Below are 26,847 nucleotides of genomic sequence, written 5' to 3'. Positions count from 1 at the left end.
CCTGCACCGACTGGTCCCCTTTCCCTCTGAGCGGGGCGTGCAGCAGGGTTAGGGTGAGGGCACGCCCGAGCGCTGGATCATCCCTGTAGGAGCGGACCTTGTCCGCGAAATCCCCCACGGCGGGCTCTGATCCTGACGACGAGCCCGCGGCATCGCGCCCTTGTAGGAGCGGGCCACGCCCGCGACACCGCCGGCAGGGCCGGCGTCAGGCGGGTTCGCGAGCAAGCTCGCTCCTACGAAAAGCGCAGCGGAGTACCGTCACACCTTGCGCCACACGCTCGCCAGCCACGGCTGCTGTTCCCGCGGCAGGCCGGCGGGACGGTAGTAGTGCTCCAGCTCGCGGAAGCCCGCGTCTTCCATCAGCTGCGTCCAGTTCTCGCGATCGTGGTAGGCGCCATAGCGACCGCCATTCCAGCCTTCCTGGTTGTCCCCGCGCGGGTTGGAGCTGAACAGCACGCCGCCGGGCTTCAGCGCCGCCTGCAACTGGCGCAGCACACGCGGCAGTTCGCTGCGCGGCACGTGAAACAGGCTGGCATTGGCATAGATGCCGTCGAAGCGTGCGGTGGGCAGGTCCAGGGCCAGGAAGTCCTGTTGCAGCACCTCACAGCCGCTGGCCTCGCGGGCCATGGCGACGAACTCGGCGCAGCCGTCCAGGCCCACCGGCGCATGCCCCATGGCCTTCAGGGCGCACAGGTCGCGCCCTGGGCCGCAGCCGAAATCGAGCAGGGCGAAGGGCGGTTCACCCCGGATGTGCCGCAGCAGTGTGGCGATGTTCTGGCTGACGTCGTGGTCCCAGGTGCCTTCGCGGAAGGACTCGGCGCTGTCCTGGTAGTGCTGCAGGGTGACGCGGGAAATGTCCCGCAGGAACGGATCGTGGGTGCTCATGAGGCAGGCCGCTGGAGAATGGATGCCCCATTCTACGTGGCGCCACGCCCTTCGCCGAGGCGAAAAAAGCGCGGCGTGCCCGTCAGGGCTGGCCGCGCAATCACGCTCAAATCGTCAGAACTGCTCGGCGCGCAGCTCGAACAGGCTGTCGCTGCCGGCGCGAATGGCGCTTGCCAGCGACTCGACGCGCGGCAGCAGGCGGGCAACATAGAAGCGTGCGGTGGCCAGCTTGCCGCGATGGAAGTCATCGTCCTTGCCCAGGCTGGCCTGCGCCATGCGTGCCCACAGGTAGGCATAGGCGGTGTAGCCGAACAGGTGCAGGTACTCCACCGAGGCGGCGCCGACCTCCTGCGGTTGGCTGGCGGCGCGCTCGCGCACCTGCCGGGTGACGGATTCGAGCCGCTCCAGCGCATCCAGCAGCGGCGCGGTGAAGGCGTGCAGATCGGCTGGGGCCGCTTCGGCAAAGGCGCGGATTTCCCCGGCGAACAGCGCCAGTGCCTGGCCGCCGTCGGCGATCACCTTGCGCCCCAGCAGGTCCAGCGCCTGGATGCCGTTGGTGCCTTCGTAGATCTGCGCGATGCGCACGTCGCGCACCAATTGCTCCTGGCCCCATTCGCGGATGAAGCCGTGGCCGCCGAACACCTGCTGGCCATGGATGCAGCTTTCCAGCCCGGTGTCGGTGAAGAAGGCCTTGGCCACCGGCGTCAGCAGCGCCACCAGGGACTGGGCGGCTTCGCGCTCGGCGGCGTCGGCGGCGTACTTGGCGACGTCCAGTTGCTGGCCGACGTAGGTGGAGAAGGCGCGTCCGCCCTCGGTCAACGCCTTCATGGTGAGCAGCATGCGGCGCACGTCGGGGTGCACGATGATCGGGTCGGCGGCCTTGTCCTTCGCCACCGGGCCTGTGGCGGCGCGACTCTGCAGGCGCTCGCGGGCGTAGGCCACGGCGCTCTGGTAGGACATCTCGGCGCAGCCGATGCCCTGGATGCCGATGGACAGGCGCTCGTAGTTCATCATGGTGAACATTGCCGCCAGCCCCTTGTTCAGTTCGCCCACCAGCCAGCCGGTGGCGCCGTCGAAGTTCATCACGCAGGTGGCCGAGGCCTTGATGCCCATCTTGTGTTCCACCGAACCGCAGCTCACGGCGTTGCGCGCGCCCAGCGAGCCGTCGGCCCGCACCAGGAACTTGGGCACCAGAAACAGCGAAATGCCGCGCGAGCCGGCCGGGGCGTCGGGCAGCTTGGCCAGCACCAGGTGGACGATGTTGCCGGTGAGGTCCTGCTCGCCGCCGGTGATGAAGATCTTGGTGCCGGTGACGCGGTAGCTGCCGTCCGCCTGGGGCTCGGCGCGGGTGCGGATCAGGCCCAGGTCGGTGCCGGCGTGGGGTTCGGTCAGGCACATGGAGCCGGCCCATTCGCCGGCGTACATCCGCGGCAGGTAGGTGCGCTTGAGCGCTTCGTCGGCATGGGCATCCAGCGCCAGGCAGGCGCCGGCGGAAAGCGTGGAGTAGAGGCTGAAGCTGGCGTTGGCGCCGTACATCATTTCCTCGAACTGCACCGACAGCATCTTCGGCATGCCCATGCCGCCGTAGTCGGGGTTGCCGGCCAGGCCGACCCAGCCGCCCTCGGCGTAGGTCGCGTAGGCCTCGCGGAAGCCGGCCGGCGTGCGCACCTCGCCGTCGGCGAACTGCACGCCTTGCTCGTCGCCGCTGCGGTTGAGCGGGGCGAGCAGGCTGCCGGTGATCTTCGCAGCTTCTTCGAGAATGGCGTCGGCGGTGTCGGCGTCGATGCGCTCGGCCAGCGCCGGCAGGCGGGCCCACAGGGCGGGGGCGTCGAACACCTCGTCGAGCAGGAAGCGCATGTCGCGCAGGGGAGCGTTGTAGTCAGGCATGGCGGAACTCCGGCGCTCCCGGCGGCGGGAGCGCGCAATGGCGGGCGAGGGGTGGGGTCAGAGGGCGTTGGCTCGGGCGCGCAGGACGAACTTCTGGATCTTCCCGGTGGAGGTCTTGGGCAGCTCGGTGAACACCACGGTGCGCGGCACCTTGAACCCGGCCAGGTGTTCGCGGCAGAAGGCGATGATGTCCTGCGCCTCGACGGCCGCGTGCTCGGTCTTCAGGGTAATGAAGGCGCAGGGCGTCTCGCCCCAGCGCTCGTCCGCGCGCGCCACCACGGCGGCCTCGAGCACGGCCGGGTGGCGGTAGAGCACGCCTTCGACCTCGATGGTGGAGATGTTCTCGCCGCCGGAGATGATGATGTCCTTGAGCCGGTCGCGGATTTCCACGTAGCCGTCCGGGTGCCAGACCGCCAGGTCGCCGGTGTGGAACCAGCCGCCGGCGAAGGCTTCCTCGGTGGCGGTGGGGTTCTTCAGGTAACCCTTCATCACGGTGTTGCCGCGCATGAAGATCTCGCCGATGGTCAGGCCGTCGCGCGGCACCGGTTCCAGGGTCTTCGGGTCGGCGACCATCACGCCTTCCAGGGTCGGGTAACGCACGCCCTGGCGGGATTTGATGCGGGCGCGTTCGTCCAGCGTCAGCGCATCCCATTCCTCATGCCAGGCGCACACGGTGACCGGCCCGTAGACCTCGGTGAGGCCGTAGACGTGGGTGACCTTGATGCCCATTTCTTCCACCGCGCCGATGACCTTGGCCGGCGGCGCGGCACCGGCGACCATGGCGTGCACCGGGTGGTCGATGGCGGCCTTGGCGGAGTCGGGCATGTTGATCAGCGCGTTGAGCACGATGGGCGCGCCGCACAGATGGCTGACCTGGTGCTCGCGGATCAGCGTGAGGATCTTCTGCGGGTCGACCCGCCGCAGGCACACGTGGGTGCCGCCCAGCGCGGTGACGGTCCAGGGGTAGCACCAGCCGTTGCAGTGGAACATCGGCAGGGTCCACAGGTACACCGGGTGCTGGCCCATGGACCAGGTCATCTGGTTGCCCAGGGCGTTCAGGTAGGCGCCGCGGTGGTGGTAGACCACGCCCTTGGGGTTGCCGGTGGTGCCGGAGGTGTAGTTGAGGGAGATGGCGTCCCACTCGTCGCGGGGCCACTGCCAGGCGAATTCCGGGTCGCCCTCGGCGAGCAGGGCCTCGTAGTCCAGGGGGCTGACCGCCTCGCCCTCGCCGTACTCGGGGTCGTCCACGTCGATCACCAGCAGCGGCCGGCCGAGCATGCCGAGGGCCGCATGGATGACTTCGTGGAACTCGCGATCGGTGATCAGCGCCTTGGCCTCGCCGTGCTGCAGCATGAAGGCGATGGCTTCGGCATCCAGGCGCACGTTGAGGGTATTGAGCACCGCGCCAATCATCGGTACGCCGAAGTGCGCCTCGATCATCTGCGGAGTGTTGGGCAGCATCACCGCCACCGTGTCGCCGTGGCCGATGCCGCGCGCGGCGAGGGCGGAGGCCAGGCGGCGGCAGCGCTGGTAGGTTTCCTTCCAGGTGCGGCGCAGGCTGCCGTGGATGATCGCGGTGCGCTCGGGGTACACCTGGGCGGTGCGTTCGATGAAGCTCAGCGGCGACAGCGCGATGTGGTTGACGGCCGCGCGCGGCAAGCCATGTTCGAAGATCGACATGAGGACACCCTGTGGCTGATTGTTAGCTCATTGTTCTGGTATGACCCGTGGTTCGCTGGGCAGCAGGCGGGTCGTGACCGCTGCGGCAAGCTGTCGCGCGGTCAGTGCGAGGTTTTATAGCAACCTGGAACGGGATATGGAAGTTAAACCTAATGTGTATGGTATAAGTACTATATCCACCTGAAGCGCCTCCGAGCCTCTGCCATGACCGAATTGAACACCCTGGTGCGCCTGGTGCGCGAACAGGCGCCCGTTGCCGTGCAGGCCGAAGCCCTGCAGCGCCTCTGCCTGGAGCGCGAGACCGTGGAGCGCGCGCTGTACCTGCAATGGCAGCCGCGCAGCCAGAGCTTCGAAGCGCTGGCGGGCGGCTCGCGCCTGCCGCCGGGCAGTGGCGATCCGTTGCAGGCCAACGACCTGGCGCTGCTGGAACACCTGGGCGAGCGCGCCCGGGTGCCGCTCCAGGAGTTGCTCGCCGTGCCCAGCTGGCTCGGCGGTCGTCTGCGCCGCGCCGGCTGGAGCCAGGGGCTGGCGCTGGTCCTGCCGTTGCAGGCCGGGCGGCAGGGGATGTTGCTGGTGCAAGGCACTGGCGCTGACGCCGAGCAGTGGCTGGCGTGGATCGCCGAGCTGCTGGGCGACGTGCTCGCCCTGGCTCATCAGGCCCGGCGCACCGCGCCGCTGCTCAGCGCCGACCCGCAGCCGGCGCTGGTGCTGGATGAGGCAGCCGTGCAGGTGGACGGCAACCAGGCCCTGCGCCAGTTGCTCGCCGAGTTCCCCGCATGCCAGGTGTACGACCTGTTGCCCAGCAACTACGCGCACCTGCTGCGCACCTGCCTGGAGCAGGGGCGCGCGGTGCACGAGGTGAGCGGCGAGCGCGACGCCCGCCAGTTCCTCTGGAGCTTCGTGCCGATGCCCGCCGAGCGCCAGGTGCTGGTCCATGGCCGCGAGGTCACCGCGCAGCGGCGCGAACAGCGTGAAGCGGCCCGTGCCAGCCGGCTGTACCGGCAGATCATCGAAAACACCACCGACCTGATTTCCCGGCGCACCCTCGACGGTCGCCTGCTGGACGTCTCGCCGGCGTCCTGGACGCTGCTCGGTTACTGGCCCGAAGAACTGCGCGGCAGGGAGCTGCTGCCGCTGCTGCACGAGCAGGATCGCCAGCGCGTGGCCGAGCGCACCCGCGACGCGCTGGTGCAGGACGGCTACGTGACCCTGACCTACCGCCTGCGCCACCGCGACGGCCATTACCTCTGGTTCGAAACCGCCAGCCGCGCCATCCGCGAGACCTACACCGGGCATGTGATGGAGGTGGTCAGCGTGTCCCGCGACATCACTGCCCGGGTGCGCGCCGAGGAAGGCCTGCGGCGCCTGGCCGAGGTGGTGGAGGCCAATACCGATCTGGTGCTGTTCGTCGATCCCGGTGGCCGCGTCACCTATCTCAACCCTTCGGCGCGGCGCGCGCTTGGCCTGGACGGCGAGACGCTGCCGGCATCGGTCGCCCAGGTACTGGACGACGGCCTGCTGGAGAAGCTGGAAGGCGAAGGCTGGGAAGCGGCCCGCCGCGAGGGCGTGTGGAGCGCCGAGGGGCGCCTGCGCGGACGCACCGCTGCGCCGCTGTCGCTGGTCCTGCTGGCGCACCGCGCGGCCGGCGGCGAGCGCTATTACTCGCTGGTGGCCCGCGACATGACCGAGCGCGAATTGCGCGAGAACCAGCAGCGCCGCCACCAGGACGAACTGGCGCACACCGCGCGCCTGGTGACCCTGGGCGAACTGGCCTCGGGCATCGCCCACGAGATGAACCAGCCGCTGGCAGCGGTGATGAACTACGCCAGCGCCAGCCAGCGTTACCTGAAGACCCTGGACCGCCAGCCGGACGCCGCGCAGCGCGTGGCCCAGGGGCTGGCGCAGATCGTCGAGCACACCACCCACGCCTCCGAGGTGATCCGCCGCCTGCGCGCGTTCCTGCGCAAGGGCCAGCGACGCATGCAGGCGCTCGATCTCAACCAGGTGGCCCGCACGGCGCTGGGCCTGTGTGCCTGGGAAGCCGCCAGTGCAGAGGTGGCGATCGGCGAGGCGTTCGCCGACAATCTCGCGCCCGTCTACGCCGACCGGGTGCTGCTGGAGCAGGTATTCCTCAACCTGCTGCGCAACGCCATCGAGGCCAACCGCGAACGCCATGCGGGCGCGCCGTCCACCGTGCGTATCGGCAGCCGCCGCGCCGCCGACGGCCAGCTGTGCGTCTGGGTGGAGGACGAAGGGCCGGGGGCGAGCGGCACGGCGCTGGAGCAGATGTTCACGCCGTTCTTCACCAGCAAGCCGGAGGGCCTGGGGCTTGGGCTGTCCATGAGCCGCGGCATCGTCGAAGGCTTTGGCGGCACGCTGGACGCCATGGCCGCGGCCACGGGCGGCCTGCGCCTGGAATGCCGGCTGCCGGCACGGAAAATCGAACAATGACGGAGACAGCGATGGAAGCGGCGGTGGTGTATGTGGTGGACGATGACCAGCGGATGCTCGACTCCACGGTCTGGCTGCTGGAGTCGGTGGGCCTGAAGGCGCGGCCGTTCACCAGCGGTCGTGAGTTCCTCGACGCCGGCCCGAACGCCGCCCACGCCTGCGTGCTGCTGGACGTGCGCATGCCCGGCCTGGGCGGGCTGGCGGTGCAGGAGGAAATGCGCAGGCGCGGCATCGAACTGCCGGTGATCTTCGTCAGCGGCCACGCCGACGTGCCCATCGTGATCCGCGCCTTCAAGGCAGGCGCCGTGGATTTCATCGAGAAGCCCTACAACGAGCAACTGCTGCTGGACAGCGTGCAGCAGGCGCTCAGCTCCCGCGAGCGCCAGCACGCGTCGCGCTCCGGCCAGGGCGAGCTTGCGCAGCGCCTGGCCGCGCTGACCCCCCGCGAGCGCGACGTGTTCCTGCCGCTGGTGCGCGGCTACACCAGCCGCGAAGTCGCCGAGCAGTTGAACATCAGCGTGAAGACCGTCGACCTGTACCGCGCGCGGGTGATGAAACGCATGCAGGCCGGCACGCTGCCGGACTTGGTGGGCATGGCCATTGCGGCGGGGTTGGTCGACCCGTTGCAGCTGCGCCCGGTGTGACGGGCCCGGCCCAGGGGGTTGCCGTGCAGCCGCGGGCCACGCCCGCAACCTGCTGGCGAATGGTCGGTGGCCGGGTTCGCGAGCAAGCTCGCTCCTACGAAGAGCGCGCCGGGGCAGACCTGTAGGAGCGAGCTTGGCCGCGAACCTGCACGGCACGGCTTTCCCACGGGCCGGCTTTCCCTCTCCCTGTGGCGGCGGACTCCCCGTAGGAGCGGACCTTGTCCGCGAAATCCCGCGCGGCGAAATCCCCTGCTACACGCTGAACTCATTCGCCCATGGCAGATGCGGGCTCTGCCCGCGGTCGCGGGCGTGGCCCGCTCCTACATACAGGTAGGCCGCGGCGTGTGCGGTGATCACCGGGCCACCCTGCCATGGCGTCAGCCGCGTGCATACCGGCGAGCGCTTCACCCTCGGGGTGATCTTCCACGATGCGCTGTGAGGAGTAGCATGGATCGGTCCAGGGAACCGGGAGATCGACATGCACTACGAAGTGATTCAGCGCCACCGTAGCGAGTACCCCGCGCCCATCACCTTCGCCAAGGGCGCGCCGTTGTTCATCGGCGAGCGCTACGAAGGCGCGCAGGGCTGGGAGGACTGGTACTTCTGCTCCACGCCCGGCCAGCGCGACGGCTGGGTGCCGGCGCAGGTGTTCAACATGACCGCGCCGGGCGCCGGGGTGGCGATGGAGGACTACACCGCCCGCGAACTCGACGTGGAAGTCGGCGAGCGGCTCGAAGGCGGCCGCGAGCTGGGCGGCTGGCTCTGGTGCGTCCGCGCCGGCGGCGAAGCCGGCTGGGTGCCGCTGGAGTGCCTGCAGGAAGTCAGCGCCTGATTCCGCCTCGGCCTCAGGCCTTGTAGCGGCGCCCGGCGTGTTGCTTGAGCCAGGCCATCAGCCCGCGCTGCTGCACCACGGTGGGTTGTTCCACCAGCAGGGCGGCGCTGGCCTTCTGCCGGAAGTCCAGCAGGCGGCCCATGGCGTCGGCGATTTCCTGGCGCGCTTCCATGCACGGCGCCAGGGTCTGCTTGTCGATGTAGTACGCGGCACCGTCGCTGATGGCGGTGAACTGCGCCTGCCAGGCGGTGCCGGTGAGCACGCCGGCCTCGCCGAAGACTTCCCCCGGCCCCATGCGCCCGGCCTCGATGGGCTGGCCATCGTGGGGCAGGGTGACGCTGACCACGCCGGAGTCGATGATCAGCAGGCGGTCGCTGATATCCCCCGGCGCCAGCAGCACCTCGCCGCGCCGGAAGGGGCGCCGCTGCATGCGCGTCGCCAGTTCGTCGCGTTCTTCATCGCGCAGGGCATCGAACAGCCCGGAGCGCACCAGCAGCGCCCGCGCCCGCGAGGTGCTCTCGCGCATCGGCGCGTCGGCCTCGGCCAGCAGGTTGATGCCGGCGGCCTGCAGGTGGCGGTAGGCCAGGTCGAACAACTGGTTGCGCACCTCGCGCTTCTCGCCCATGGCGGCGACGAAGCCGCTCATTTCGTATTCCACCCCGTCGGGCGCGGACTTGCGCACGCTGACCGCCGGCGCCGGGTTGGCCAGCAGGGCGCGGCAGCCGCCGAGGGCGTGTTCCAGCGCCTCGATCACCTTGCGCGGGCGGATATGCGGGCTGACCGTCAGGCTCACGCTGACGCCGTAGAGGTTCGCCGGGCGGCTCAGGTTGAGCACCTTGGCCTTGGCCGCCAGCGAGTTGGGCACCACGGCCAGGGTGCCCTGGGAGGTTTGCAGGTAGGTCGAGCGCCAGTCGATCTCGGTGACCTTGCCCTCGATGCCGTCGATGGAAATCCAGTCGTCGAGCTGGTACGGCTTGGTGGTGTTCAGCACGATGCCGGAAAACACGTCGCTCAGCGTGCTCTGCAGCGCCAGGCCGAGGACGATGGCGACCACCCCGGAGGTGGCCAGCAGGCCCTTCACCGGCAGCTCCAGCACGTAGCCGGCGGCGGCGATGATGGCGACCAGGAAGATCAGCGCGCCGACCACGTCCTGCAGCAGCCGGCCGCCATGGCCGATGCGCTGCACCAGCAGGAAGCCCAGCACCACCGTCAGGCAGCGTGCGGCGAACAGCCACCAGATGATCTGCACGGCGGTGGCGACCATGTGGCTGGGCAGGTCGTCCGGCCAGGGCGCGGCGCGCAGCGGGTTCATCCCGGCGTTGAACAGCAGCAGGCTGAACAGCAGGAAGCCGAGCAGGCGCACGGCCAGGCGCCAGTGCGGGTGGGCCGCACCGACCAGCCGCCAGAGCAGCAGGTCGATCAGCAGCAGGACGGGGGCGGCGAACAGCGGGTGGGTAGTGAGCAGGGCGGGCATCTAGCCTCTCCTTGGAACGATCGCAAGAAGATGGCACAGAAAGCGCGTTCTGGCAGCGGCCTCAGCTGCGGTTGTGCGCGTCGAGCAGTGTCCGCCACTCGTCGGTCTCGACTTCGCCGGCGATGCGCAGCGCCGGTTCGCGCTCGTCGAACAGCACCAGGGCGCTGCCGTACTCGGGGGTATCGGTCTCCCGCGCCTTGAGGTTCTCGCGCAGCAGGTCGAAGCATTCGCTGTGGGTGACCAGCACCAGGTTGCGGTGCGCGGCCTTGTGCTCGCGGATCTGCGCGGCCAGGTCGCCGTCCTTGCAGCCGAGCAGCCAGTCCTGGCGCGCCACGCTGTGGTCGAACATCAGGTCGGCGGTCTGCGCGGTGCGGTTGGCCGGGCTGCTGTAGATGTCGGTGGCGCTCAGGCCCAGGCGGGCGATGCTGTCGCCCATGCTCCTGGCGAGGTCGGCGGCGCGGGCGGTAATGCCGTCGGCGGCGCCCAGGCACTCGGCGCTGGAGCGGTCGCAGCGCTCCATGTGGCGCACCAGCAGGACGACGCCACCACGGGCCCAGTTCTGGGCGAACAGGCTGCTGCTGGGCACCTCGTCCTGCGGCGAGGGCAGTGAACGGGCCGCCAGGGCGAGGGTGGTGCAGGTCAGCAGGGCGACGGCGAGCAGTCGAAGGCGAAAGCGGGGCAAGGGGCATCCTCGGGCGCGGGCATCCGCGCGGAATGCGGGAAGCTGGGGGCATGCTGCACCGGGTCGGTGACAATCACGCGATGGGTTGATGACCGGGCGGTGATGAAAGTTCCGCAACCGGCCTATCGATCGTCGTCGTCATTGTTGCTGGACGTGACACTGACCGTCGCGGTGGTGCCGGCGCGCAGGCGGTCGCGGCCCGGATAGTCCGGGTCGATGGCGATGCGCACGGGGATGCGCTGGGCGAGTTTCACCCAGGTGTAGCTCGGGTTGATATTGGCCAGCAGGCGCGCCCCGGGGGCGTTCTCGCGGTCGGTGATGGCGAAGGCGATGCTCTCGACGCGGCCGTCAAAGCGTTCGCCGCTCATCAGCTGCACGGCCACGGCATCGCCCTCGCGGATGCGCGGCAGCTTGGTCTCCTCGAAGTAGCCGCCGACGTAGAAGGAGTCGCTGTCCACCAGCGCCACCAGCGAGTGGCCGGCGGTGGCGTAGTCGCCGGCGCGCGTCAGCAGGTTGGTCACGTAGCCGTTCACCGGCGCCACCACCTGGGTTCGCTCCAGATCCAGGCGGGCCTGCTTCTGTGCGGCTTCGGCAAGGGCCACGTTGGCTTGCGCCAGGCCCAGGTTGGCCTGCTCGCGCAGCAGCTGCGCCTGGGCCACGGTGACATCGGTATGGGCCTTCTCCCACTCCTCGTTGGAGATGGCGGAGCGCGCCTTCAGCGCCTTGCGCCGGGCTTCCTCGCTCTGCCGCTGTTGCAGCAGCGCCTGGTTGGCGGCGATGGCCGCCTGGGACTGGCCGAGCGCGGCGCGGGCGACCTCCACCGCGCGGTCGGCGTGCAGCACCGCCAGCTCGTAGCGCGCCGGGTCGATGGTCAGCAGCAGCTCGCCCTTGCGGACGTGCTGGTTGTCCTTCACCCGCAACTCGACGATGCGCCCGGTGACGTCCGCCGACAGCGTCACCACGTCGGCGCGCACACGGGCGTCGCGGGTCCAGGGCGCGCGGGTGTAGTAGGTCCAGGCGAAGTAACCCAGCACCAGGGCGAGCGCGACCACCGCGAGGGTGATCAGCGGCGGCACGGCTTTGCGCAGGTCGGCCATTCAGTGCAGGGCTCCCATGAGCAGGATCAGGCCGGCGCAGAGGCAGGCATACAGCGCGCCTTCGAACAGCGCCTCGTGCCAGACCAGGCGCAGCACCCCGAGGCGGCGCAAGGTCCAGTCCAGTAGCAGGAAGATCGGTAGCGCCAGCAGCAGCGCCTGGGCCAGCGGTGGCAGGTAGACCCCGCCCAGCTCGATATCAACGGGCATGCAGGGCGGGTTCCCCGTGGTCGTCATGGAAGGCGGTGGATTCGCCATACAGGTCGCGGAAGCGCTCCAGCAGGTCGGCCGCCACCAGCAGCGCCACGCCGCTGACGAACAGCGGACGCATGGCGCCGCCGCTGGGGTAGTTGCCGTGGTTCTGCAGCTCGTCCAGCTCGTTGCCCAGCTCGCGCATGGCCGGCAGCACGCGGTGCAGCGGTGCGGCGGGCGGCTGGTCGAGGCAGGCGGCGAGTTCGTCGAGCAGCAGCGACAGCCGAGCCCGCAGGGCTTGCGGCAGGCCGTTGGCATTGAGACTCTCGCGGCGCAGCTGGTGCAGCACCACGCCCAGGGTCATGCTCGCCAGGCTGCACTGGAAGCGTTCGGCGGACTGGCTGTCGCGCGCCGCCGGCAGCAGCCCGAGCATGATCGCCAGGCGATCCACCAGGCGGCTTTCGAACAGGAAGCGGCGCGCCTCGCAGGGCTTGGACAGCAGCACCGAGCGCACCTCGGCGCGGGTGCGGCGCGACTGGCGGCGCAGGCGCGCGTCGGCATCGAAGGGGAACACCCAGGCGTACACCAGCAGGGCTAGGACGCCGGCGCTGACATAACCGCCGGCGAATTCGAACCACTGCAGCGAGGTGTTGATCCACGCGCCCTGGTTCTGCGGGCCGACCAGCAGGAAGGTGGACAGCCCCAGGCCAATGCCGATGCCGGCGGTCTGCGGGTTGGCCAGGCCCACTGCGATCACGTACAGCAGCGGGGTGAGGAGCAGCGCGAGCATCTCGAAATCGCCGACGCTGGGCAGCAGCAGGAACTGCAGCAGCGCTGCCGCCACCAGCGCCATGGCCAGCCCGCGCATGTACGCCAGGCTCGCCATCAGCGGGCGCGGGAAGGTGGCCAGCAGCGAGCAGAGGATGCCGATCAGGATCATGCCGGCGCGGGCGCCGTCCCAGGCGGTTTCGATCCAGATCCAGCCGGCGCAGCACAGTGCGACGAAGGCGCGGGTGGCGTTCATCGCGGCGAGGTGGAAGTCCAGGTGCAGCGCCTGGGCCTGGCTCTGCGGATAGGAGCTGCTGCCGGGGCGGCCGTCCTGGATCGCCTCGCTCAGCTCGATCATCTCGTCCAGCTGCTGCATCAGCCGCGCCTGCTCGAAACGCAGCGCCCAGGCCAGGGAACGCAGCGAGGTGGGCAGGCCGTCGGCCAGTTCCTCCGCCTGCCGCGCGGCGCTGTCGAAGCGCTGGCGCAGCTGGGTGATGCGCTTGCGGGTGGGGCTGGGCAGGTCGCGGCCGAACTCGGCCAGTTCGGCGAGGCAGGCCAGCTCGTCTTCACGCAGGCGCCGCACGGATTCGGGCAGCGGCCCGCTCAGGCGCGCCTCGATCAGCTTGCGCTGGCGTCGCAGGATGGCCAGCCGCGAGGTCATCAGCACCAGCTGGTTGGCCAGTTGCTGCACCAGCTCATCGGCGCCGCGCAGGCGCGGGGCGTCGAAATAGAGGTGGCGGCGGAGCATTTCCAGGGCGGCGATTTCGCTGAGCAATTGCTTCTGCCGTTGCTGGAAGTCCTCCTCCCGCTCTTCACCCCGAATCACCGCGGCGGCGTGCACGGCGATCAGGCGGATCAATTGGTCGACCTTGGCGAAGTAGCCGCGCGCCACGCTCTGCGGACGGGCGAAGAACAGGCTGACCAGGGTCACGCAGGCCACGCCCAGCAGGGTTTCGGTGACGCGGGTGATGGCCAGGGTATAGGTGGACTCCGGCGCCGGCTGGGCCAGCAGCGCGACGATCACCGCGGTGAAACCGCTGAGCACGAAGGCGTGGGAGTAGGTGAAGCGCATCAGTGTGCCGCCGGCCGTGCAGATCGCCAGCCACAGCGCCAGGGTGACGATGAAGGGCAGCGGCGCCTGGGGGAACAGCGCCATGATGGCCACGGCGACCATGGCGCCGATGGTGGTGCCGATCACCTGGGCGAAGCTCTTCTGCAGGGTCATGCCGGCCAGCGGGGTGCTGATGATCACCACCGTCATGGTCGCCCATTTGGGCTGGTCGAGGTCGAGCAGGAACGCCAGGTACAGCGTCAGCAGCCCCGCCAGCACGGTGCGCAGGGCGAACAGCAGGGTATCGCGGCCAGGGTGGATGATGGCGCGCAGGTACAGCAGCATGGGTGACATGCCAACCCCCTCGATCTTGGCGGGATGACGCCCCGGCGGCGGGCGTCGCGAACCCTGTTCAGTGTGGTCGAGGATTTTCGGCTGTGGGAAATTTCTTGGCTCAGCCGGTGGCGTGAAGGGACTGCGCCAGACGCTCCTGGATGAAGTCGAGGAAGCACTGGATGCGCAGCGCCAGTTGCGAGTTGCGGTAGTACACGGCGTGGATCGGCTGGCGGCGCTCGCTGGTCAGTTCCGGGAGCACGCGCACCAGGCGGCCGGCGCGGATGTCGTCGCAGGTCATGAAGCTGGCGAGGCAGGCGATGCCCTGGCCGCCGATGGCCAGCTGGCGCAGGGTCTCGCCGCTGGAGGCGGACAGCGACGGGGTGATCGCCAGCGTGTCGCCGCCGGCATGGCGGATCGGCCAGACGTTCAGCGCCTCGGGCTGGGTGAAACCGAGCAGCGAGTGGTCGAGCAGCGCTTCCAGGTCGGCCGGGGCGCCGTGGCGCTCCAGGTACTCGGGCGCGGCCAGCAGGTTCAGCCGGCTGCTGCCCAGCGGACGGGCGTGCAGGCTGGAGTCGGCGAGCTGGCCGATGCGGATGGCGATGTCGGTGCTCTGTTCCAGCAGGTCGATGTTCAGGTCGTTGGTGTTGAGCTGCAGCTCGATGTCCGGGTAGCGCTCGCGGAAGGCGCCGATGTGCGGCACCACGGCGTGCAGCATGAAGGGCGAGGCAGCGTTGATGCGCAGGCGACCGGCGGGGGATTGCTGGCGCAGGGCCAGGCGCTCTTCGAGGGCGTCCATTTGTTCGAGGATATGGCGGGCGTTCTCCAAGAAGAATTCGCCTTCCTCGGTGAGCTTCATGCGCCGCGTGGTGCGGTTGAGCAAGGTGGTGCCGAGCTTTTCCTCCAGCTTCGACAAGGCCCGGCTGACCGCGGAGGGCGTCAGCCCCAGCTGCTCGGCGGCGGCGGTGATGGAGCCGCAGTCGATCACCGTGGCGAAGGTCTTGAGTTCGTCGGAATGGGCTTTCATCGGCAGGTCTGTTCGGGGGCGGCGGAGTGATTGTAGGAAGGTGCGGGCGGGTTGTCTTGAACGTCGGACTCCCTTGGGGGAGCGGACCGTGTCTGCGGGGTTCCGCGCGGGGCCTTGTCGTTTCCCGGCAAGCGCTGGCGCGTGCCCAGCGCCGGCCTTGCCGGCGGATCGCGGGCGTGGCCCGCTCCTACAGGTGTTTGGGGTGGCGTAGGAGCGGACTCCGTCCGCGATAGGGTCGGTCAGAGCGTCGCGCACTCCGCTCCTGCGCGGAGGTCAGAACGTCCCCGGATAGGCCCCGCCATCCAGCAGCAGGTTCTGCCCGGTCAGGTAGCCGGCCTGGGCGCTGCAGAGGAAGGCGCAGAAGGTGCCGAATTCCTCGGCCGTGCCAAAACGCCCGGCGGGGATGGCGCGTTTTTCGGCGTCCACCAGCTCGCCTTCGTCGCGCCCGCTCAGTTGCGCCGCGCGCTGGAGGCCGCTGCGCAGGCGGTCGGTGTCGAAGGAGCCGGGCAGCAGGCCGTTGATGGTCACGTTATGCCCGGCCACCCGGGGCTGGCGGGCGAGGCCGGCGACGAAGCCGGTCAGGCCGCTGCGCGCGCCGTTGGACAGGCCGAGCACGTCGATGGGCGCCTTCACCGCGCCGGAGGTGATGTTGACGATGCGCCCGAAGCCGCGCTCGGCCATGCCGTCGATGGTCGCCTTGATCAGCTCGATGGGCGTGAGCATGTTCAGCTCCAGGGCGCGCAGCCAGTCTTGCCGTTCCCAGTCGCGGAAGTCGCCGGGCGGCGGGCCGCCGGCATTGTTGACCAGGATGTCCACCTGCGGACAGACGGCGATCAGCGCGGCGCGCACCTCCGGCTGGCTGATGTCGCCAACCACTTCGCGTACCTCCACGCCCAGCTGGCGCAGCTCGGCAGCGGTGGCGGCGAGGGTGGCGCCGTCGCGGGCGTTGATCGCCAGGTTCACGCCCTCGCGGGCCAGCGCCAGGGCGCAGCCCTTGCCCAGGCCCTTGCTGGCGGCGCAGACCACGGCCCAGCGGCCCTTGATGCCAAGATCCATGTTGTTCTCCTCTGATGCGGGAATAAACCTGTAGGAGCGAGCTTGCTCGCGAACCCACCCCGCTGCAATGCGGTTCGCGAGCAAGCTCGCTCCTGTGAAATACGCATCGTCCCGCGGTGCGTTCAGGCCATGACCATCGGCGCCGGCAGGCGACTGATCCATTTACCGCCGCCGTCGCCAGACTTCAAGCGGCGCAATGCATCGGGCAGTTCGGAGAATTCGAAGAACTGCTTGGCCGGCGCCTGCAACTGGCCGTCGGCGACGCCCTGCATCAGGCGCGCCGCGGCAGCGTGCAGTACCTGCCAATCGAGGCGTTCGCCATGGGCGTGGATGCTGTTGAGCGCCACTTCATGCAGCGAAACGGCGGTGCTGAAGGCGGGCAGCGGGGCGCTTTCCAGGCGGTCCTGGATGCACACCAGATGGCCGTTGTAGCCCAGCAGCGGGGCAAGGCTGGCGGCGTGGCTGCCGCTGACAGTGTCGAAGATGCCGTGCAGTCGGCGCGGGCCGAGGGCTTCCAGCAGGTGCTGGGTCCAGTGGCCGTCGCGGTAGTCGAACACCCCGGCGACGCCCAGTTGCAGCAGGTGCTCGCGGTGTTTCGCCGAAGCCGTCACCCATACCCGCAGCCCGCGTTGCAGCGCCAGTTGCGCCAGCAGGTAGCCGACGGCGCCACCGGCGCCGGTCACCAGCACGTCGCGGTGGTCACAGGCCGGTAGCTTGTCCAGTGCCTGCGCGGCGGTGAGGCCGGGGCAGGGCAGGCTGGCGGCGGTGGCGTCGTCCAGCGCATCCGGTACCGGGTAGACGGCGCGGGCGCGCAGCACGCTGTATTCGGCGAAACTGCCGCCACGGCTCAGCGCCTGGTGGTAGGCGACGCGGGCGCCGGCGCGCAGGTTCACCTCGCTGCCCACCGCGATGACGATACCGACGCCATCCACGCCGGGCACCTGGCCAGGCTGCCAGTCGTCGCGCCCCCAGTCGATCATCTTCCAGTCCACCGGGTTCAGCGCGATGGCCGTATTGGCCACCAGCACCTCGTCCGGGCCTGGCGTCGGCACCGGCAGGCGGGCGAGGGTCAGGCCGTCGAGGCCACTGCCGGGCGTCCAGGTCCAGGCGGCGTAGTCATGCACGGGTGTATTCATGGGAACTCCTTGGAAACGGCGAAGCCGCCCCGAGGGGCGGCTGTCGGACGGCGGCGGATCAGTCCCAGGCCGGCGCGAGGCTTTCCGGGCTGGTGATGCGCTCGTTGCGCTCCAGCGCGGCGATGGCGGCCAGGTCGGCGTCGGAGAGGCGCAGGTCGACGGCGCGCAGGTTGGCTTCGAGGTTTTCGCGCCGGGTGGAGGACGGGATCACCGAATAGCCCAGTTGCATCGCCCAGGCCAGGGTGACCTGCGCCGGGGTGACGCCGTGGCGCTTGGCGATCGCCATGAGGGTCTCGTCGCCCAGCACCTTGCCGTAGCCCAGGGTCATGTAGGAGGTGATGTGGATGCCCTGGCTGCGGGCAAAATCCACCAACTTGCGGTTCTGCAGGTAGGGGTGCAGTTCGATCTGGTTGGTGGCGATCTGGCCGGCGCCGACGGCGGCGATGGCTTCCTGCATCAGCGCGATGGTGAAGTTGGACACGCCGATCTCACCCGTCAGGCCCTGGGCCTTGGCCTCGGCCAGGGCGCCCATGAACTCGGCGACCGGCACCTCGCCCTTGGGCGACGGCCAGTGGATCAGGGTCAGCTCGACACGGTCGGTGCGCAGCTTGTGCAGGCTGTCCTTGAGGCTGGGGATCAGCTTGTCGGCGGCGTAGTTCTCGGTCCAGATCTTGGTGGTCAGGTACAGCTCGTCGCGCTTGACCCGGCTACCGGCGATGGCTTCGCCGACGTCGGCTTCGTTGCCGTAGATCTGCGCCGTGTCGATGGCGCGGTAGCCCAGCTCCAGTGCGGTGCGGATCGAGTCGATGACGGTCTGGCCCTTGAGGCGGAAGGTGCCGAGGCCGAATGCGGGAACGCTCATGGGAAATCTCCTTGGTCGATCAGTGAGTGGGAACCGCGCCAGGGGCGGCCGGTTCCGTGGAATTGCGGCGGTCCAGACGGCCGCTGAGGGCGGTCAGGCCGAAGGCGGCGAGGGTGACGACGGCGGCGATCCACGGCGTATGGCCCAGGCCCAGGTGGCTGACCACCAGGCCGCCCGCCCAGGAACCGCCGGCCACGCCGAGGTTGAACGCAGCGATGTTGAAGCCGGCGGCGACGTCCACCGCGTCCGGCGCCACGCGCTCGGCCTGCTGCACCACGTAGACCTGCAGGCCCGGCACGTTGCCGAAGGCGACGGCGCCCCAGGCCAGGACAGTCAGCACCACCAGCCACGGGTTGCCGGCGGTGAAGGTGAGCACCAGCAGAACCGATGCCAGCAGGCCGAAGATGATCTTCAGGGCGCTGACCGGACCGCGCGCATCGGCCAGGCGGCCGCCCCAGATGTTGCCGATGGCCACCGAGACACCGTAGGCCAGGAGCACGGCGCCGACCATGTTCGGGCTGAAGCCGGCGAGGTCCTGGAGAATCGGCGCTAAGAAGGTGAAGGCGATCAGCGAGCCGCCGTAGCCCACCGCCGTCATGGCGTAGACCAGCAGCAGGCGCGGCTGCAGCAGCACCCGGGCCTGGCGCAGCAGCGGGGCCGGCGGGGTGTGCTGGATATGCTTGGGCACGAACAGCAGGCTGCCGAGCAGGGCGACCACGCCGAAGGCGGCGACCACCAGGAAGGTCACGCGCCAGCCCAGGTGCTGGCCGATGAATGTGCCCAGCGGGATGCCGGTGACGAAGGCGACGGTCATGCCGCTGAACATGGTGGCGATGGCGCTGGCGGCCTTGTCCTTGCTCACCAGGTTGGTGGCGATGATCGAGCCGACGGAGAAGAACACGCCATGGGCGAGGCCCGTGAGGATGCGCGCAACGATCAGCGAGGCGTAGCTGGGCGCCTGCCAGGCCACCAGGTTGCCGAGGGTGAACAGCGCCATCAGCCCGACCAGCAGCGCCTTGCGCGGGATGCGCCCGGTCATGGCGGTGAGCAGCGGCGCGCCGATGGCGACGCTCAGGGCGTAGAGGCTGACCAGCAGGCCGGCAGAGGGCAGGGTGACGCCCAGATCGCTGGCGATGGTGGGGATCAGGCCGACGATGACGAACTCCGTCGTGCCGATGGCAAAGGCGCTGAGGGTCAGCGCCAGCAGGGCGAGTGGCATGTTGTGGGGCTCCGGACGAATGGGATGCGATAGGGGCATTGTCCGGAAGTCGGTCATTGAGAAAAACGCGCTGAACAGCAAAGGATAGTTGAACTGCATTCACGAATAGGGCGGCCGTCTAGGCTGTGGGTATCCAGCAGGAGGACTTTGCTCATGCATTACACCGGCACCTGCCACTGCGGCGCGGTGGCCTTCGCCTTCGAGGCGGAGCTCGATGAACTGGTGCGCTGCGACTGCTCGCTGTGCGGCAAGCGCAATGCGCTGATGGCGACCGTGGCGAAGGACCGATTTCGCCTGACCCGCGGCGAGCAGGCCTTGCGCCTGTATCGCTGGAACAGTGGCGTGGCCCTGCATTATTTCTGCGGGACGTGCGGGATCTACGTCTATCACCAGCGCCGCAGCAACCCGGCGCTGCTCAGCGTGAACGCCTGCTGCATCGATGGCTTCGACCCCGCCTCCCTGCCGACGCGGCAGGTGGATGGCAAGAGCATGTCCACCGTCGCCGCCCCGGACCTGTAGGAGCGGGCCACGCCCGCGATTCGCCGGCAGGGCCGGCGCTGGGGTCGCGAGCATGGCTCGCTCCTACAGGGGGCGCCGGTGTTGGGATCTGGGACTTCGTCCGCGATCGCGAGCATGGCTCGCTCCTACAGGGTGTAGCATCGGTGTTGTAGATCGCGCCCATGGCTCCGTGGCTCGGCTGTTGTAGGAGCGGGCCATGCCCGCGATCCGCCGGCAGGGCCGGCGCTGGGGTCGCGAGCATGGCTCGCTCCTACAGGGTGGGGTCGGCGCGCGCGCCCGTGCCATCGTCCGCCCATAAAAAAGCCCCGCGGGACGCGGGGCTCTTTCGTTCAGGCTTCACTCAACCGTGGGAACGCAGTTCGGTGCTGAGGCCGGCCTGGGCGATGATGTCGATTGCCTGGTCGCGAGACGCTTCGGAGTCGTACAGCTTGCTGGTGTGCAGCTCGGCACCGGTGTTGTCGCGGATCACGAAGAAATTCTTGCCACCCGCGGACATCTGGCGCTTGTAGCGCTCGACCGCCGCACAGGACTTGCGCAGGCTGGTGATGGCCTGCTCGGCTGCCTCCTGTGTGGGGTAGGCGAGAGTTTCCAGCAGGGTACCGTGTGCGGTGTTCTTGAGAAGTACACGGCGAGTGCCGCTGCTGAGTTCCTTGATTTCATACCAACCAGGCATGAGTCGCTCCAAATAACCGGTGTCAACATCTGCGGGTGGTCCCGCAGGGTGACAGTCCATTGTAGGAGCACGCTCGTGCCAGGCGTATAGGAAAAGTCCTATAAAACAAAGAGTTACTGTATCAATTTGTCTCAAGGAAGGTTTCAGAAGCTCGCTTTCACCTGCAGGCCCAGCAGCAGGGCATTGTCGATGTCCTGGCCGGAGAAGGCGCCGGGCTCGATGACGTATTGCAGATCCGGGCGCAGGGTCAGCCAGGGAGTGGCCTGGTAGCCGTAGCTCAGCTCGATCAGTTGTTCGCCGCTGTCGAGGTTCGGGTAGTCCTGGCCATTGGCGTAGGCGTTGTCCTGCTGCACGTCGCGGCTGCGCGGGTTGGGTACGGCGCGGCCATAGCCCAGCGCGAGGCTGTCCTTGGGGCGGGCATCGAACGGCTTGTAGAGCACGACACCGGCGCCGTACCACTTGGTGAAGGGCGAGGCGGCGCTGCTGGCGGCCGAGGCCTGGCCGAACAGGTGCAGGCTGCGGCCCCGAGAGGCCGGGTCGTTCCACACGGCCTGGTCCACCAGCAGGTAGTGGCCGCCGCGACCGGCCACCTCCTTGCTGCTGCCGATGCGCTGGGCGTCGGAGCTGTCGTAGTACCAGCCCAGCTTGTACTCGCCCGGCAGCTCGCCCTGGGGCTTGTAGACCAGCTCGATGGGCACCACGGTGCCGGTGGTGTGCTTGGGCGTGAGGTGCCAGGCGCGGCTGGAGTTGCCGTTGCTCTGCGGGTCGACGTTGAAGGCGGCGATGCGCAGTTGCCAGTCGGGCGCGAAGCTGTACTTCACCCGCGCGCCGAGGTGAGCGTTGGGGTAGTTGGTCCAGCCGCTGCCGCCGGACATGTTCAGCGGGTGGCCGCAGAAGCCGGCGTTCATGAAGTGGCAGAGGATGCCGCTGTCCAGCCCGCCAACGTCGTTGCCCATGGCCATGTAGCCGAGCTTGAGGTTCACCGCCTGGCCCAGGTCGCGCTCGTAGCTCAGCTCGGTCAGGCGGGTGTAGAGGCCGCCGTAGTTTTCCTGCACCGGCAGGCGGTTGCCGACCAGCTCTTCCGAGGCACTGTTGCCGCGGCGGTCATTGAGGGTCAGCTGGACCTTGCCGGCGTTGTCCAGGCCGTAGAGTTTCGACAGGTCGAACTGCACGCCCAGCTTGATGTTCTGCGAATAGCGCGCCGAGCGGTGCTGGCCGCCGTGGGCGTTGTAGGCGGTCTCGCCGCTGTAGTCGCCGGTGAATTTGACGCCGTCCGCTTCCAGCTGGTGGCGCAAGCCGCCCCAGTCGCCGGTGAGGGTGTTGCGTTCAAGCAGGCCTTCTTCAGCCAGCGCCGGTAGCGAGGCGACGCACAGCAGCAGGCCGGGCGTGAGGCGAAGGGTAGTGCGCATGGTAGTTCCTGATCGTGCTGCGAATAAAAAAAGGCGCGGTGGTAGGGCCGCGCCGCAAGGAAGCGCCCGCACGAGGCGGGCGCGATAGGATGCTTACGCCTGGGCGTTCACTGCTGGTCGGGCAGGGCGTAGGCCATCACGTAGTCGCCACGGTCGGGGGACTGGCGCGCGCCGCCAGCGGTGACGACGATGAATTGCTTGCCGGTTTTGGGCGAGACATAGGTCATCGGGCCGCCCTGGCTGCCGACCGGCAGGCGGGCCTTCCAGATTTCCCGGCCGTTGCTGCTGTCGTAGGCGCGCAGGTAGAAGTCCTGGGTGCCGGCGATGAACACCAGGCCGCCCTGGGTGGACAGCGTGCCGCCGAGCGTCGGCAGGCCGATGGGGATCGGCAGGTGCATGCGGATGCCCAGCGGGCCGGTGTCTTCCACGGTGCCCACCGGTACCTGCCAGGCCACCTGGCGGGTCTTCAGGTCGATGGCGGTGAGAGTGCCGAACGGCGGCGCCTGGCAGGGAATGCCGGCCACCGAGAGGAAGCGGTTCTTGTTCACCGCGTAGGGCGTGCCCTTGAGCGGCACGGCGCCCATGCCGGTGTTCAGCGCTTCACCACCGCCGGCCGCCGCGCCCTTGTTCGCCGAGGGGATCATCTGGATCCACAGGCCCAGGCGCATGTCGTTGACGAAGATGAAGCCATGCACCGGGTCGGTGGAGAGGCTGCCCCAGTTCATGCCGCCCAGGGAGCCGGGGAAGCTCAGCGACAGGTCGGTGCCCGGCGCGGTGTAGAGACCGTCATAGCGCATCTTCTTGAAGTCGATGCGGCACAGCAGCTGGTCATAGGGCGTGGCGCCCCACATGTCCGACTCGGTGAGGGTCTGCGCGCCGATCTGCGGCATGCCGACGGAGCGCGGCTGGGTCGGCGAATAGGGCTCGTTGGGAATGTTGCCCGGCTTGACCGGAACGTCCTTCACCTCGGTGAGCGGTTTGCCGGTGGCGCGGTCGAGCACGTAGATCTGCCCGGCCTTGGTGCCGATCACCACGGCGGGCACGGTCTTGCCGTCGGCCAGCGGGAAGTCGATCAGGCTCGGCTGCATCGGCAGGTCGAAGTCCCAGAGGTCGTTGTGCACGGTCTGGTAGACCCACTTCTGCGCACCGGTGGTGGCGTCCAGGGCGAGGACGGACGCGCCGTAGGTGTGGTCGAGCCGGGTGCGCTCCACGCCATAGATGTCGGTGGAGGAGCTGCCCATGGGCAGGAAGACGGTGTTCATCGCCGGGTCGTAGGACATCGGCGCCCAGCTGTTGGGCGTGCTGCGCACGTAGGTCTTGCCGTCCGCCGGGGCCTGTTTGTCGTCGGGGTTGCCCGGGTCGAAAGCCCAGCGCATGGCGCCGGTGATGACGTCGAAGCCACGGATCACGCCGCCGGGCATGTCGGTCTGGACGTTGTCGGCGACACGGCCGCCGACCACCACGGTGGTGCCGGCGATGAGCGGGGCGGAGGAGAGCTGGTAGTAGGAGTCGGGCACGTCACCCAGGCCGGCCTTCAGGTCGACCTGGCCGTTGTGGCCGAAGCCCCGGCAGAACTCGCCGGTGTCGGCATCCACGGCAATCAGGCGCGCGTCGATGGTGTTGGTCAGCAGGCGACGCTGGCAGTTGGCGCCCGCCGGGACGCTGGCCGGGAGGACCTGCGAGCTGTTGGGCTGGGTCGGCTGTGCGATGGCCTGGGTGGCATCGAAATAGGCCATGCCACGGCAGCGCTGCCAGACCTTGGACTGGGCATTGATCTCGTTCTTCCAGAGTTCCTTGCCGGTGTCCGCGTCCAGGGCGATGAGGTTGTTATGCGGGGTACAGATGAACACCTTGTCGCCGATCTGCAGCGGGGTCAGCTGGTCCTCCGCGCCGTTGCCGTCGCTGATGGCCACGTCGCCGGTGTGGTAGGTCCAGGCCACCTTGAGCTTGTCGACGTTGCCGCGGTTGATCTGGTCCAGCGCGGCGAAGCGGCTGCCGCCCTCGGTGTTGCCGTAGTGCGCCCAATCCTTCTGGGCGTGGGCCGGGTCCACCGGCGTCAGGCCAGGACCGTTGCCGGTGGGGGCGACGCTGGGGTGGGCGACGAACATGTTGCCGGCGGCAATCGCCACCAGCACCGCCAGCACGCCGGCGACGCCGTACGCACCGCGACCGGCCGCGCGGCCAGCGGAGCGCGCCAGCAGCGGGTAGACCAGCGCGACCACCACACCGATGGCGCTGAACATGAACAGGCGCGAGAACAGCGGCCAGAACACCAGGCCGGTGTCGGCCACGGCCCAGACCGCGGTGGCGACCAGGAAGGCGGCGAACAGCCAGGCGCCGGCCGGTTTGCGCAGCGCAATCAGCAGGCCGGAAAGGGCCATGGCGAGGCCGCCGATGAGGAAGTACCAGGAGCCGCCGAGGCTGACCAGGCGAACGCCGCCGGCCGCCAGGGCAAGGCCGAGGAGGGCGATGACCACGCCCAGGCCGAGGAGGAGGAAAGTGCTCGCGCGGGAGGCACGCTGTATCGGTTTCATACAGAAGGTTCTCACTGTTGGATTCGCCGATTATACTCTTAGCAAGCTAATTAACTAGATAGTACAAACGTCGAAGATGCGCCTTTTGTCAAAAAACGCCGGGACGAACCCGATGGACTCCCGCCTCCGCCCGGAACATGCCGGCCCGCGAAGCCCCTGTGCAGAAGCCGCCCGGACTGGCAGCATCGCTGCCCGGTCCTACAGAAGAATCCTAGCTGCCGTGCCCGATTCCCGCTCCGCTGTGCCCGCCCGGCTCACGCTCCTGCCGCTGCTGATCTGCGGCGTCGCCCATGGCCAGGCGGTGCGTGCGGCCGAACCCCAGGCCGCCGAGGACGTGCTGGCCGCGCCCATGGTGGTGACGGGGGCCTATGCGCCGGTGTCGAGCTTCGACCTGCCGTTCTCCATCGATACCGTGCAGCAACCGCAGCTCGGTGACGGCCAGCTCGGCGTCAACGCCTCCGAAGTGCTGCAGCGCGTACCCGGCCTGGTGGTGCAGAACCGCCAGAACTACGCCCAGGACCTGCAGATTTCCTCCCGCGGTTACGGCGCGCGCTCGGCCTTCGGCATTCGCGGGCTGAAGCTGCTCAGCGACGGCATCCCGGCCAGCACGCCGGACGGCCAGGGCCAGGCAGCGACGCTGAACCTCGACGTCGCCGACCGCATCGAAGTGCTGCGCGGCCCGGCTTCGACGCTCTATGGCAGCAACAGCGGCGGGGTGATCCAGATGTTCTCCCGCGACGGCTATGGCCCGCCGAAGGTCGGCGCCGAATCCACCGTCGGCAGCGACGGCTTCAACAAGAACCACCTGTTTGCCGAGGGTGGCACCGACCAGGCCGGCTTCCTGCTCGATGCCTCGCGCATGGATACCGACGGCTACCGCGACCACAGCGCTGCGCGCCGCGACCAGACCTTCGCCAAGCTCAACTTCAAGCCCGACGAAGACAGCCGGATGGCGCTGATCTACAGCAGCCTGGAGCAGAACAACACCCAGGACCCGCTGGGCCAGACTTGGGACGCCTACCAGCACGACCCGCGTTCGGTCGCGCCGGCCGCCGAGCTGTACAACACGCGCAAGAGCATCGACCACCAGCAACTGGGCATGAACTACGAGCGCTACGTCGGCGACGCCACCCTGCAGTTCAACCTCTACGCCGGCCAGCGCAGCGTGGTGCAGTACCTGTCGATCCCGCGGGGCGTGGTGTCCAATGCCCAGCGTGGCGGCGGCGTCGTGGACTTCGACCGCGAATTCCACGGCGGCACCCTGCGCTGGATCCAGCCGGTGCACGGCGTGCCGGGCGAGCTGACCGTCACCACGGGGGTGGACTACGACCGCAGCGAGGATGACCGCAAGGGCTTCCAGAACTTCAGCGGCGACCAGCTGGGCGTGAAGGGCGAGCTGCGGCGCAACGAGAACGACATCGCCACCAGCCTCGACCCCTATGTGCAGGCGCGCTGGGAGCTGGGCAACTGGACTGTCGACGCCGGCCTGCGGCACAGCACCATGAAGATGGAAGTGGACGACCACTACCTGGCCAACGGCGATTCCAGCGGTTCGAAGAAGTACCAGCAGAACACCCCGTCGCTCTCGGTGATGTACGCCTTCACCCCGCAGCTGCACGGCTACGTCAGCGCCGGCAAGGGCTTCGAGACCCCGACCCAGGCCGAGATGGCCTATGCGCCGGGCCTGACCGAGAGCTTCAACTTCGGCCTCGAGCCGGCCACCAGCACCCAGTACGAGATCGGCCTGAAGGCCAAGGTCGCCGGCAACACGCGGATCAATGCGGCGATCTTCGACATCCGCACCGACGACGAGATCGTCGTCGCCAGCTCCACCGGCGGACGCACCAGCTACCAGAACGCCGGCAAGACGCTGCGCCGCGGCTTCGAGCTGGGCGTGCAGAGCGACCTGTCCGAACACTGGCAGGCCAACCTGGCCTACACCCGTCTCGACGCCACCTATGACGAGGATTTCGTCGAGAGCGGCAGCACCATCGAAAAGGGCAACCACCTGCCTGGCGTGCCCGGCAGCAGCCTGTTCGGCGAGCTGGTGTGGAAGCCGCAGGACGGCATCAGCATGGGCGTCGAAGGCCAGTACCGCAGCAAGGTCTACGTCGAGGACAGCAACGAGGACAAGCCCGCGCCCAGCTACGCGGTGTTCAACTGGCGCACCCGCTTCGAACAGCACGTGGGGCCCTGGACCTTCCACCAGTTGGTGCGCCTGGACAACCTGCTGGATCGCCAGTACGTCGGCTCGGTGATCGTCGGCGACAGCAACGGCCGCTACTACGAGGCGGCGCCGGGACGCTCCTGGTATGCGGGGGCGGGGCTGGAGTACCGGTTCGACTGATAGTGCCGGGTGGTTCGCGAGCAAGCTCGCTCCTACAAAAAGCAGGCGCTGCGTGTAGGAGCGAGCTTGCTCGCGAACCTGCCTTCTTCCAT

At 68.8% G+C, this 26,847-nt stretch carries 21 protein-coding genes and 1 pseudogene; 6 read left to right on the top strand and 16 right to left on the bottom strand.

All coding sequences use genetic code 11. From position 1 onward, the window contains the following. Window positions 1-258 precede the first annotated feature (258 nt). The 3 genes from N0B71_RS22685 to N0B71_RS22675 form a co-directional block, all read right to left on the bottom strand. Window positions 259-885: a class I SAM-dependent methyltransferase gene (locus N0B71_RS22685; RefSeq protein ID WP_259755054.1), complete on the bottom strand. Its 627-nt coding sequence runs from the start codon at window positions 883-885 to the stop codon at window positions 259-261. 114 nt (window positions 886-999) lie between these two features. After that, complete coding sequence (locus tag N0B71_RS22680; protein WP_259755053.1) at window positions 1,000-2,772, bottom strand: acyl-CoA dehydrogenase C-terminal domain-containing protein; 1,773 nt, start codon at window positions 2,770-2,772, stop codon at window positions 1,000-1,002. Between the two features lie 57 nt (window positions 2,773-2,829). Then, window positions 2,830-4,452: an acyl-CoA synthetase gene (locus tag N0B71_RS22675; RefSeq protein ID WP_259755052.1), complete on the bottom strand. Its 1,623-nt coding sequence runs from the start codon at window positions 4,450-4,452 to the stop codon at window positions 2,830-2,832. Window positions 4,453-4,656: 204 nt separating this feature from the next. Here N0B71_RS22675 and N0B71_RS22670 point away from each other — a divergent pair, with 204 nt between their 5' ends. The 4 genes and pseudogenes from N0B71_RS22670 (at window position 4,657) to N0B71_RS22655 (ending at window position 8,379) form a co-directional block, all read left to right on the top strand. Continuing rightward, window positions 4,657-6,903, top strand: coding sequence for a PAS domain-containing sensor histidine kinase (locus N0B71_RS22670; protein WP_259755051.1), 2,247 nt, complete (start codon window positions 4,657-4,659; stop codon window positions 6,901-6,903). Between the two features lie 11 nt (window positions 6,904-6,914). After that, window positions 6,915-7,547, top strand: a complete 633-nt coding sequence (locus N0B71_RS22665; RefSeq protein WP_442964692.1) for a response regulator transcription factor — start codon at window positions 6,915-6,917, stop codon at window positions 7,545-7,547. Window positions 7,548-7,883: 336 nt separating this feature from the next. Then, a pseudogene (locus N0B71_RS22660) lies at window positions 7,884-7,986 on the top strand (2OG-Fe(II) oxygenase); the annotation flags it as partial. 39 nt (window positions 7,987-8,025) lie between these two features. Further along, window positions 8,026-8,379 carry an SH3 domain-containing protein gene (locus N0B71_RS22655; protein WP_259755046.1) on the top strand — a complete coding sequence of 118 codons (354 nt, stop codon included), beginning with the start codon at window positions 8,026-8,028 and terminating at the stop codon, window positions 8,377-8,379. Window positions 8,380-8,392: 13 nt separating this feature from the next. Here the strand turns inward: N0B71_RS22655 and N0B71_RS22650 are convergent, their stop codons facing one another. The 10 genes from N0B71_RS22650 to N0B71_RS22605 all read right to left on the bottom strand — a co-directional run bounded on the left by N0B71_RS22650 (window position 8,393) and on the right by N0B71_RS22605 (window position 19,273). Further along, the gene (locus N0B71_RS22650; RefSeq protein ID WP_259755045.1) at window positions 8,393-9,853 is read right to left on the bottom strand and encodes a mechanosensitive ion channel family protein; all 1,461 of its coding nucleotides are present in this window, start codon (window positions 9,851-9,853) and stop codon (window positions 8,393-8,395) included. A 61-nt stretch (window positions 9,854-9,914) separates the two neighbouring features. Further along, the gene (locus N0B71_RS22645; protein WP_259755044.1) at window positions 9,915-10,535 is read right to left on the bottom strand and encodes a histidine phosphatase family protein; all 621 of its coding nucleotides are present in this window, start codon (window positions 10,533-10,535) and stop codon (window positions 9,915-9,917) included. Window positions 10,536-10,657: 122 nt separating this feature from the next. Further along, window positions 10,658-11,632: an HlyD family efflux transporter periplasmic adaptor subunit gene (locus N0B71_RS22640; RefSeq protein WP_259755043.1), complete on the bottom strand. Its 975-nt coding sequence runs from the start codon at window positions 11,630-11,632 to the stop codon at window positions 10,658-10,660. After that, a complete protein-coding gene (locus tag N0B71_RS22635) occupies window positions 11,633-11,839 on the bottom strand; it encodes a DUF1656 domain-containing protein (protein ID WP_259755042.1) in 207 nt (68 codons plus the stop codon). Continuing rightward, the gene (locus N0B71_RS22630; protein WP_259755041.1) at window positions 11,829-13,994 is read right to left on the bottom strand and encodes an FUSC family protein; all 2,166 of its coding nucleotides are present in this window, start codon (window positions 13,992-13,994) and stop codon (window positions 11,829-11,831) included. The genes N0B71_RS22635 and N0B71_RS22630 overlap by 11 nt, the downstream gene beginning before the upstream one ends. A 100-nt stretch (window positions 13,995-14,094) precedes the next feature. Further along, window positions 14,095-15,000, bottom strand: a complete 906-nt coding sequence (locus N0B71_RS22625) for a LysR family transcriptional regulator (RefSeq protein WP_259755040.1) — start codon at window positions 14,998-15,000, stop codon at window positions 14,095-14,097. 273 nt (window positions 15,001-15,273) lie between these two features. Next, the gene (locus tag N0B71_RS22620) at window positions 15,274-16,056 is read right to left on the bottom strand and encodes an SDR family oxidoreductase (RefSeq protein ID WP_259755039.1); all 783 of its coding nucleotides are present in this window, start codon (window positions 16,054-16,056) and stop codon (window positions 15,274-15,276) included. Window positions 16,057-16,178: 122 nt separating this feature from the next. Further along, window positions 16,179-17,192 (bottom strand): zinc-binding dehydrogenase, encoded by a 1,014-nt coding sequence (locus N0B71_RS22615; RefSeq protein WP_259755038.1) that lies wholly within the window; start codon window positions 17,190-17,192, stop codon window positions 16,179-16,181. A 58-nt stretch (window positions 17,193-17,250) separates the two neighbouring features. Continuing rightward, window positions 17,251-18,054, bottom strand: a complete 804-nt coding sequence (dkgB, locus tag N0B71_RS22610; RefSeq protein ID WP_259755037.1) for a 2,5-didehydrogluconate reductase DkgB — start codon at window positions 18,052-18,054, stop codon at window positions 17,251-17,253. 19 nt (window positions 18,055-18,073) lie between these two features. Then, entirely contained in the window at window positions 18,074-19,273 is a 1,200-nt protein-coding gene (locus N0B71_RS22605; protein WP_259755036.1) for an MFS transporter, read from the bottom strand. A gap of 153 nt (window positions 19,274-19,426) precedes the next feature. Between N0B71_RS22605 and N0B71_RS22600 the strand changes: the two genes are divergently transcribed. Next, a complete protein-coding gene (locus tag N0B71_RS22600; RefSeq protein ID WP_259755035.1) occupies window positions 19,427-19,792 on the top strand; it encodes a GFA family protein in 366 nt (121 codons plus the stop codon). A gap of 340 nt (window positions 19,793-20,132) precedes the next feature. Here the strand turns inward: N0B71_RS22600 and N0B71_RS22595 are convergent, their stop codons facing one another. The 3 genes from N0B71_RS22595 to N0B71_RS22585 all read right to left on the bottom strand — a co-directional run bounded on the left by N0B71_RS22595 (window position 20,133) and on the right by N0B71_RS22585 (window position 24,408). After that, window positions 20,133-20,465 (bottom strand): hypothetical protein, encoded by a 333-nt coding sequence (locus N0B71_RS22595; protein WP_259755034.1) that lies wholly within the window; start codon window positions 20,463-20,465, stop codon window positions 20,133-20,135. A gap of 143 nt (window positions 20,466-20,608) precedes the next feature. Then, on the bottom strand, window positions 20,609-21,874 hold the full coding sequence (locus N0B71_RS22590; RefSeq protein WP_259755033.1) for a carbohydrate porin: 1,266 nt from the start codon (window positions 21,872-21,874) through the stop codon (window positions 20,609-20,611). Window positions 21,875-21,981: 107 nt separating this feature from the next. Next, a complete protein-coding gene (locus N0B71_RS22585; protein ID WP_259755032.1) occupies window positions 21,982-24,408 on the bottom strand; it encodes a glucose/quinate/shikimate family membrane-bound PQQ-dependent dehydrogenase in 2,427 nt (808 codons plus the stop codon). 349 nt (window positions 24,409-24,757) lie between these two features. Between N0B71_RS22585 and N0B71_RS22580 the strand changes: the two genes are divergently transcribed. Next, window positions 24,758-26,755: a TonB-dependent receptor family protein gene (locus N0B71_RS22580; RefSeq protein ID WP_259759660.1), complete on the top strand. Its 1,998-nt coding sequence runs from the start codon at window positions 24,758-24,760 to the stop codon at window positions 26,753-26,755. Window positions 26,756-26,847: the final 92 nt, after the last annotated feature.

This window comes from Pseudomonas sp. GCEP-101 (assembly GCF_025133575.1).
Taxonomy (GTDB): Bacteria; Pseudomonadota; Gammaproteobacteria; order Pseudomonadales; family Pseudomonadaceae; genus Pseudomonas; species Pseudomonas nitroreducens_B.
This window is presented reverse-complemented; position numbering and strand designations above follow the sequence as displayed.

Coding starts and splice junctions, on each gene's coding strand:
- N0B71_RS22685 (WP_259755054.1), bottom strand. CDS start 885: ATGAGCACCCACGATCCGTTCCTGCGGGACATTTCCCGCGTCACCCTG.
- N0B71_RS22680 (WP_259755053.1), bottom strand. CDS start 2,772: ATGCCTGACTACAACGCTCCCCTGCGCGACATGCGCTTCCTGCTCGAC.
- N0B71_RS22675 (WP_259755052.1), bottom strand. CDS start 4,452: ATGTCGATCTTCGAACATGGCTTGCCGCGCGCGGCCGTCAACCACATC.
- N0B71_RS22670 (WP_259755051.1), top strand. CDS start 4,657: ATGACCGAATTGAACACCCTGGTGCGCCTGGTGCGCGAACAGGCGCCC.
- N0B71_RS22665 (WP_442964692.1), top strand. CDS start 6,915: ATGGAAGCGGCGGTGGTGTATGTGGTGGACGATGACCAGCGGATGCTC.
- N0B71_RS22655 (WP_259755046.1), top strand. CDS start 8,026: ATGCACTACGAAGTGATTCAGCGCCACCGTAGCGAGTACCCCGCGCCC.
- N0B71_RS22650 (WP_259755045.1), bottom strand. CDS start 9,853: ATGCCCGCCCTGCTCACTACCCACCCGCTGTTCGCCGCCCCCGTCCTG.
- N0B71_RS22640 (WP_259755043.1), bottom strand. CDS start 11,632: ATGGCCGACCTGCGCAAAGCCGTGCCGCCGCTGATCACCCTCGCGGTG.
- N0B71_RS22635 (WP_259755042.1), bottom strand. CDS start 11,839: ATGCCCGTTGATATCGAGCTGGGCGGGGTCTACCTGCCACCGCTGGCC.
- N0B71_RS22630 (WP_259755041.1), bottom strand. CDS start 13,994: ATGTCACCCATGCTGCTGTACCTGCGCGCCATCATCCACCCTGGCCGC.
- N0B71_RS22625 (WP_259755040.1), bottom strand. CDS start 15,000: ATGAAAGCCCATTCCGACGAACTCAAGACCTTCGCCACGGTGATCGAC.
- N0B71_RS22620 (WP_259755039.1), bottom strand. CDS start 16,056: ATGGATCTTGGCATCAAGGGCCGCTGGGCCGTGGTCTGCGCCGCCAGC.
- N0B71_RS22615 (WP_259755038.1), bottom strand. CDS start 17,192: ATGAATACACCCGTGCATGACTACGCCGCCTGGACCTGGACGCCCGGC.
- dkgB (WP_259755037.1), bottom strand. CDS start 18,054: ATGAGCGTTCCCGCATTCGGCCTCGGCACCTTCCGCCTCAAGGGCCAG.
- N0B71_RS22605 (WP_259755036.1), bottom strand. CDS start 19,273: ATGCCACTCGCCCTGCTGGCGCTGACCCTCAGCGCCTTTGCCATCGGC.
- N0B71_RS22600 (WP_259755035.1), top strand. CDS start 19,427: ATGCATTACACCGGCACCTGCCACTGCGGCGCGGTGGCCTTCGCCTTC.
- N0B71_RS22595 (WP_259755034.1), bottom strand. CDS start 20,465: ATGCCTGGTTGGTATGAAATCAAGGAACTCAGCAGCGGCACTCGCCGT.
- N0B71_RS22590 (WP_259755033.1), bottom strand. CDS start 21,874: ATGCGCACTACCCTTCGCCTCACGCCCGGCCTGCTGCTGTGCGTCGCC.
- N0B71_RS22585 (WP_259755032.1), bottom strand. CDS start 24,408: ATGAAACCGATACAGCGTGCCTCCCGCGCGAGCACTTTCCTCCTCCTC.
- N0B71_RS22580 (WP_259759660.1), top strand. CDS start 24,758: ATGGTGGTGACGGGGGCCTATGCGCCGGTGTCGAGCTTCGACCTGCCG.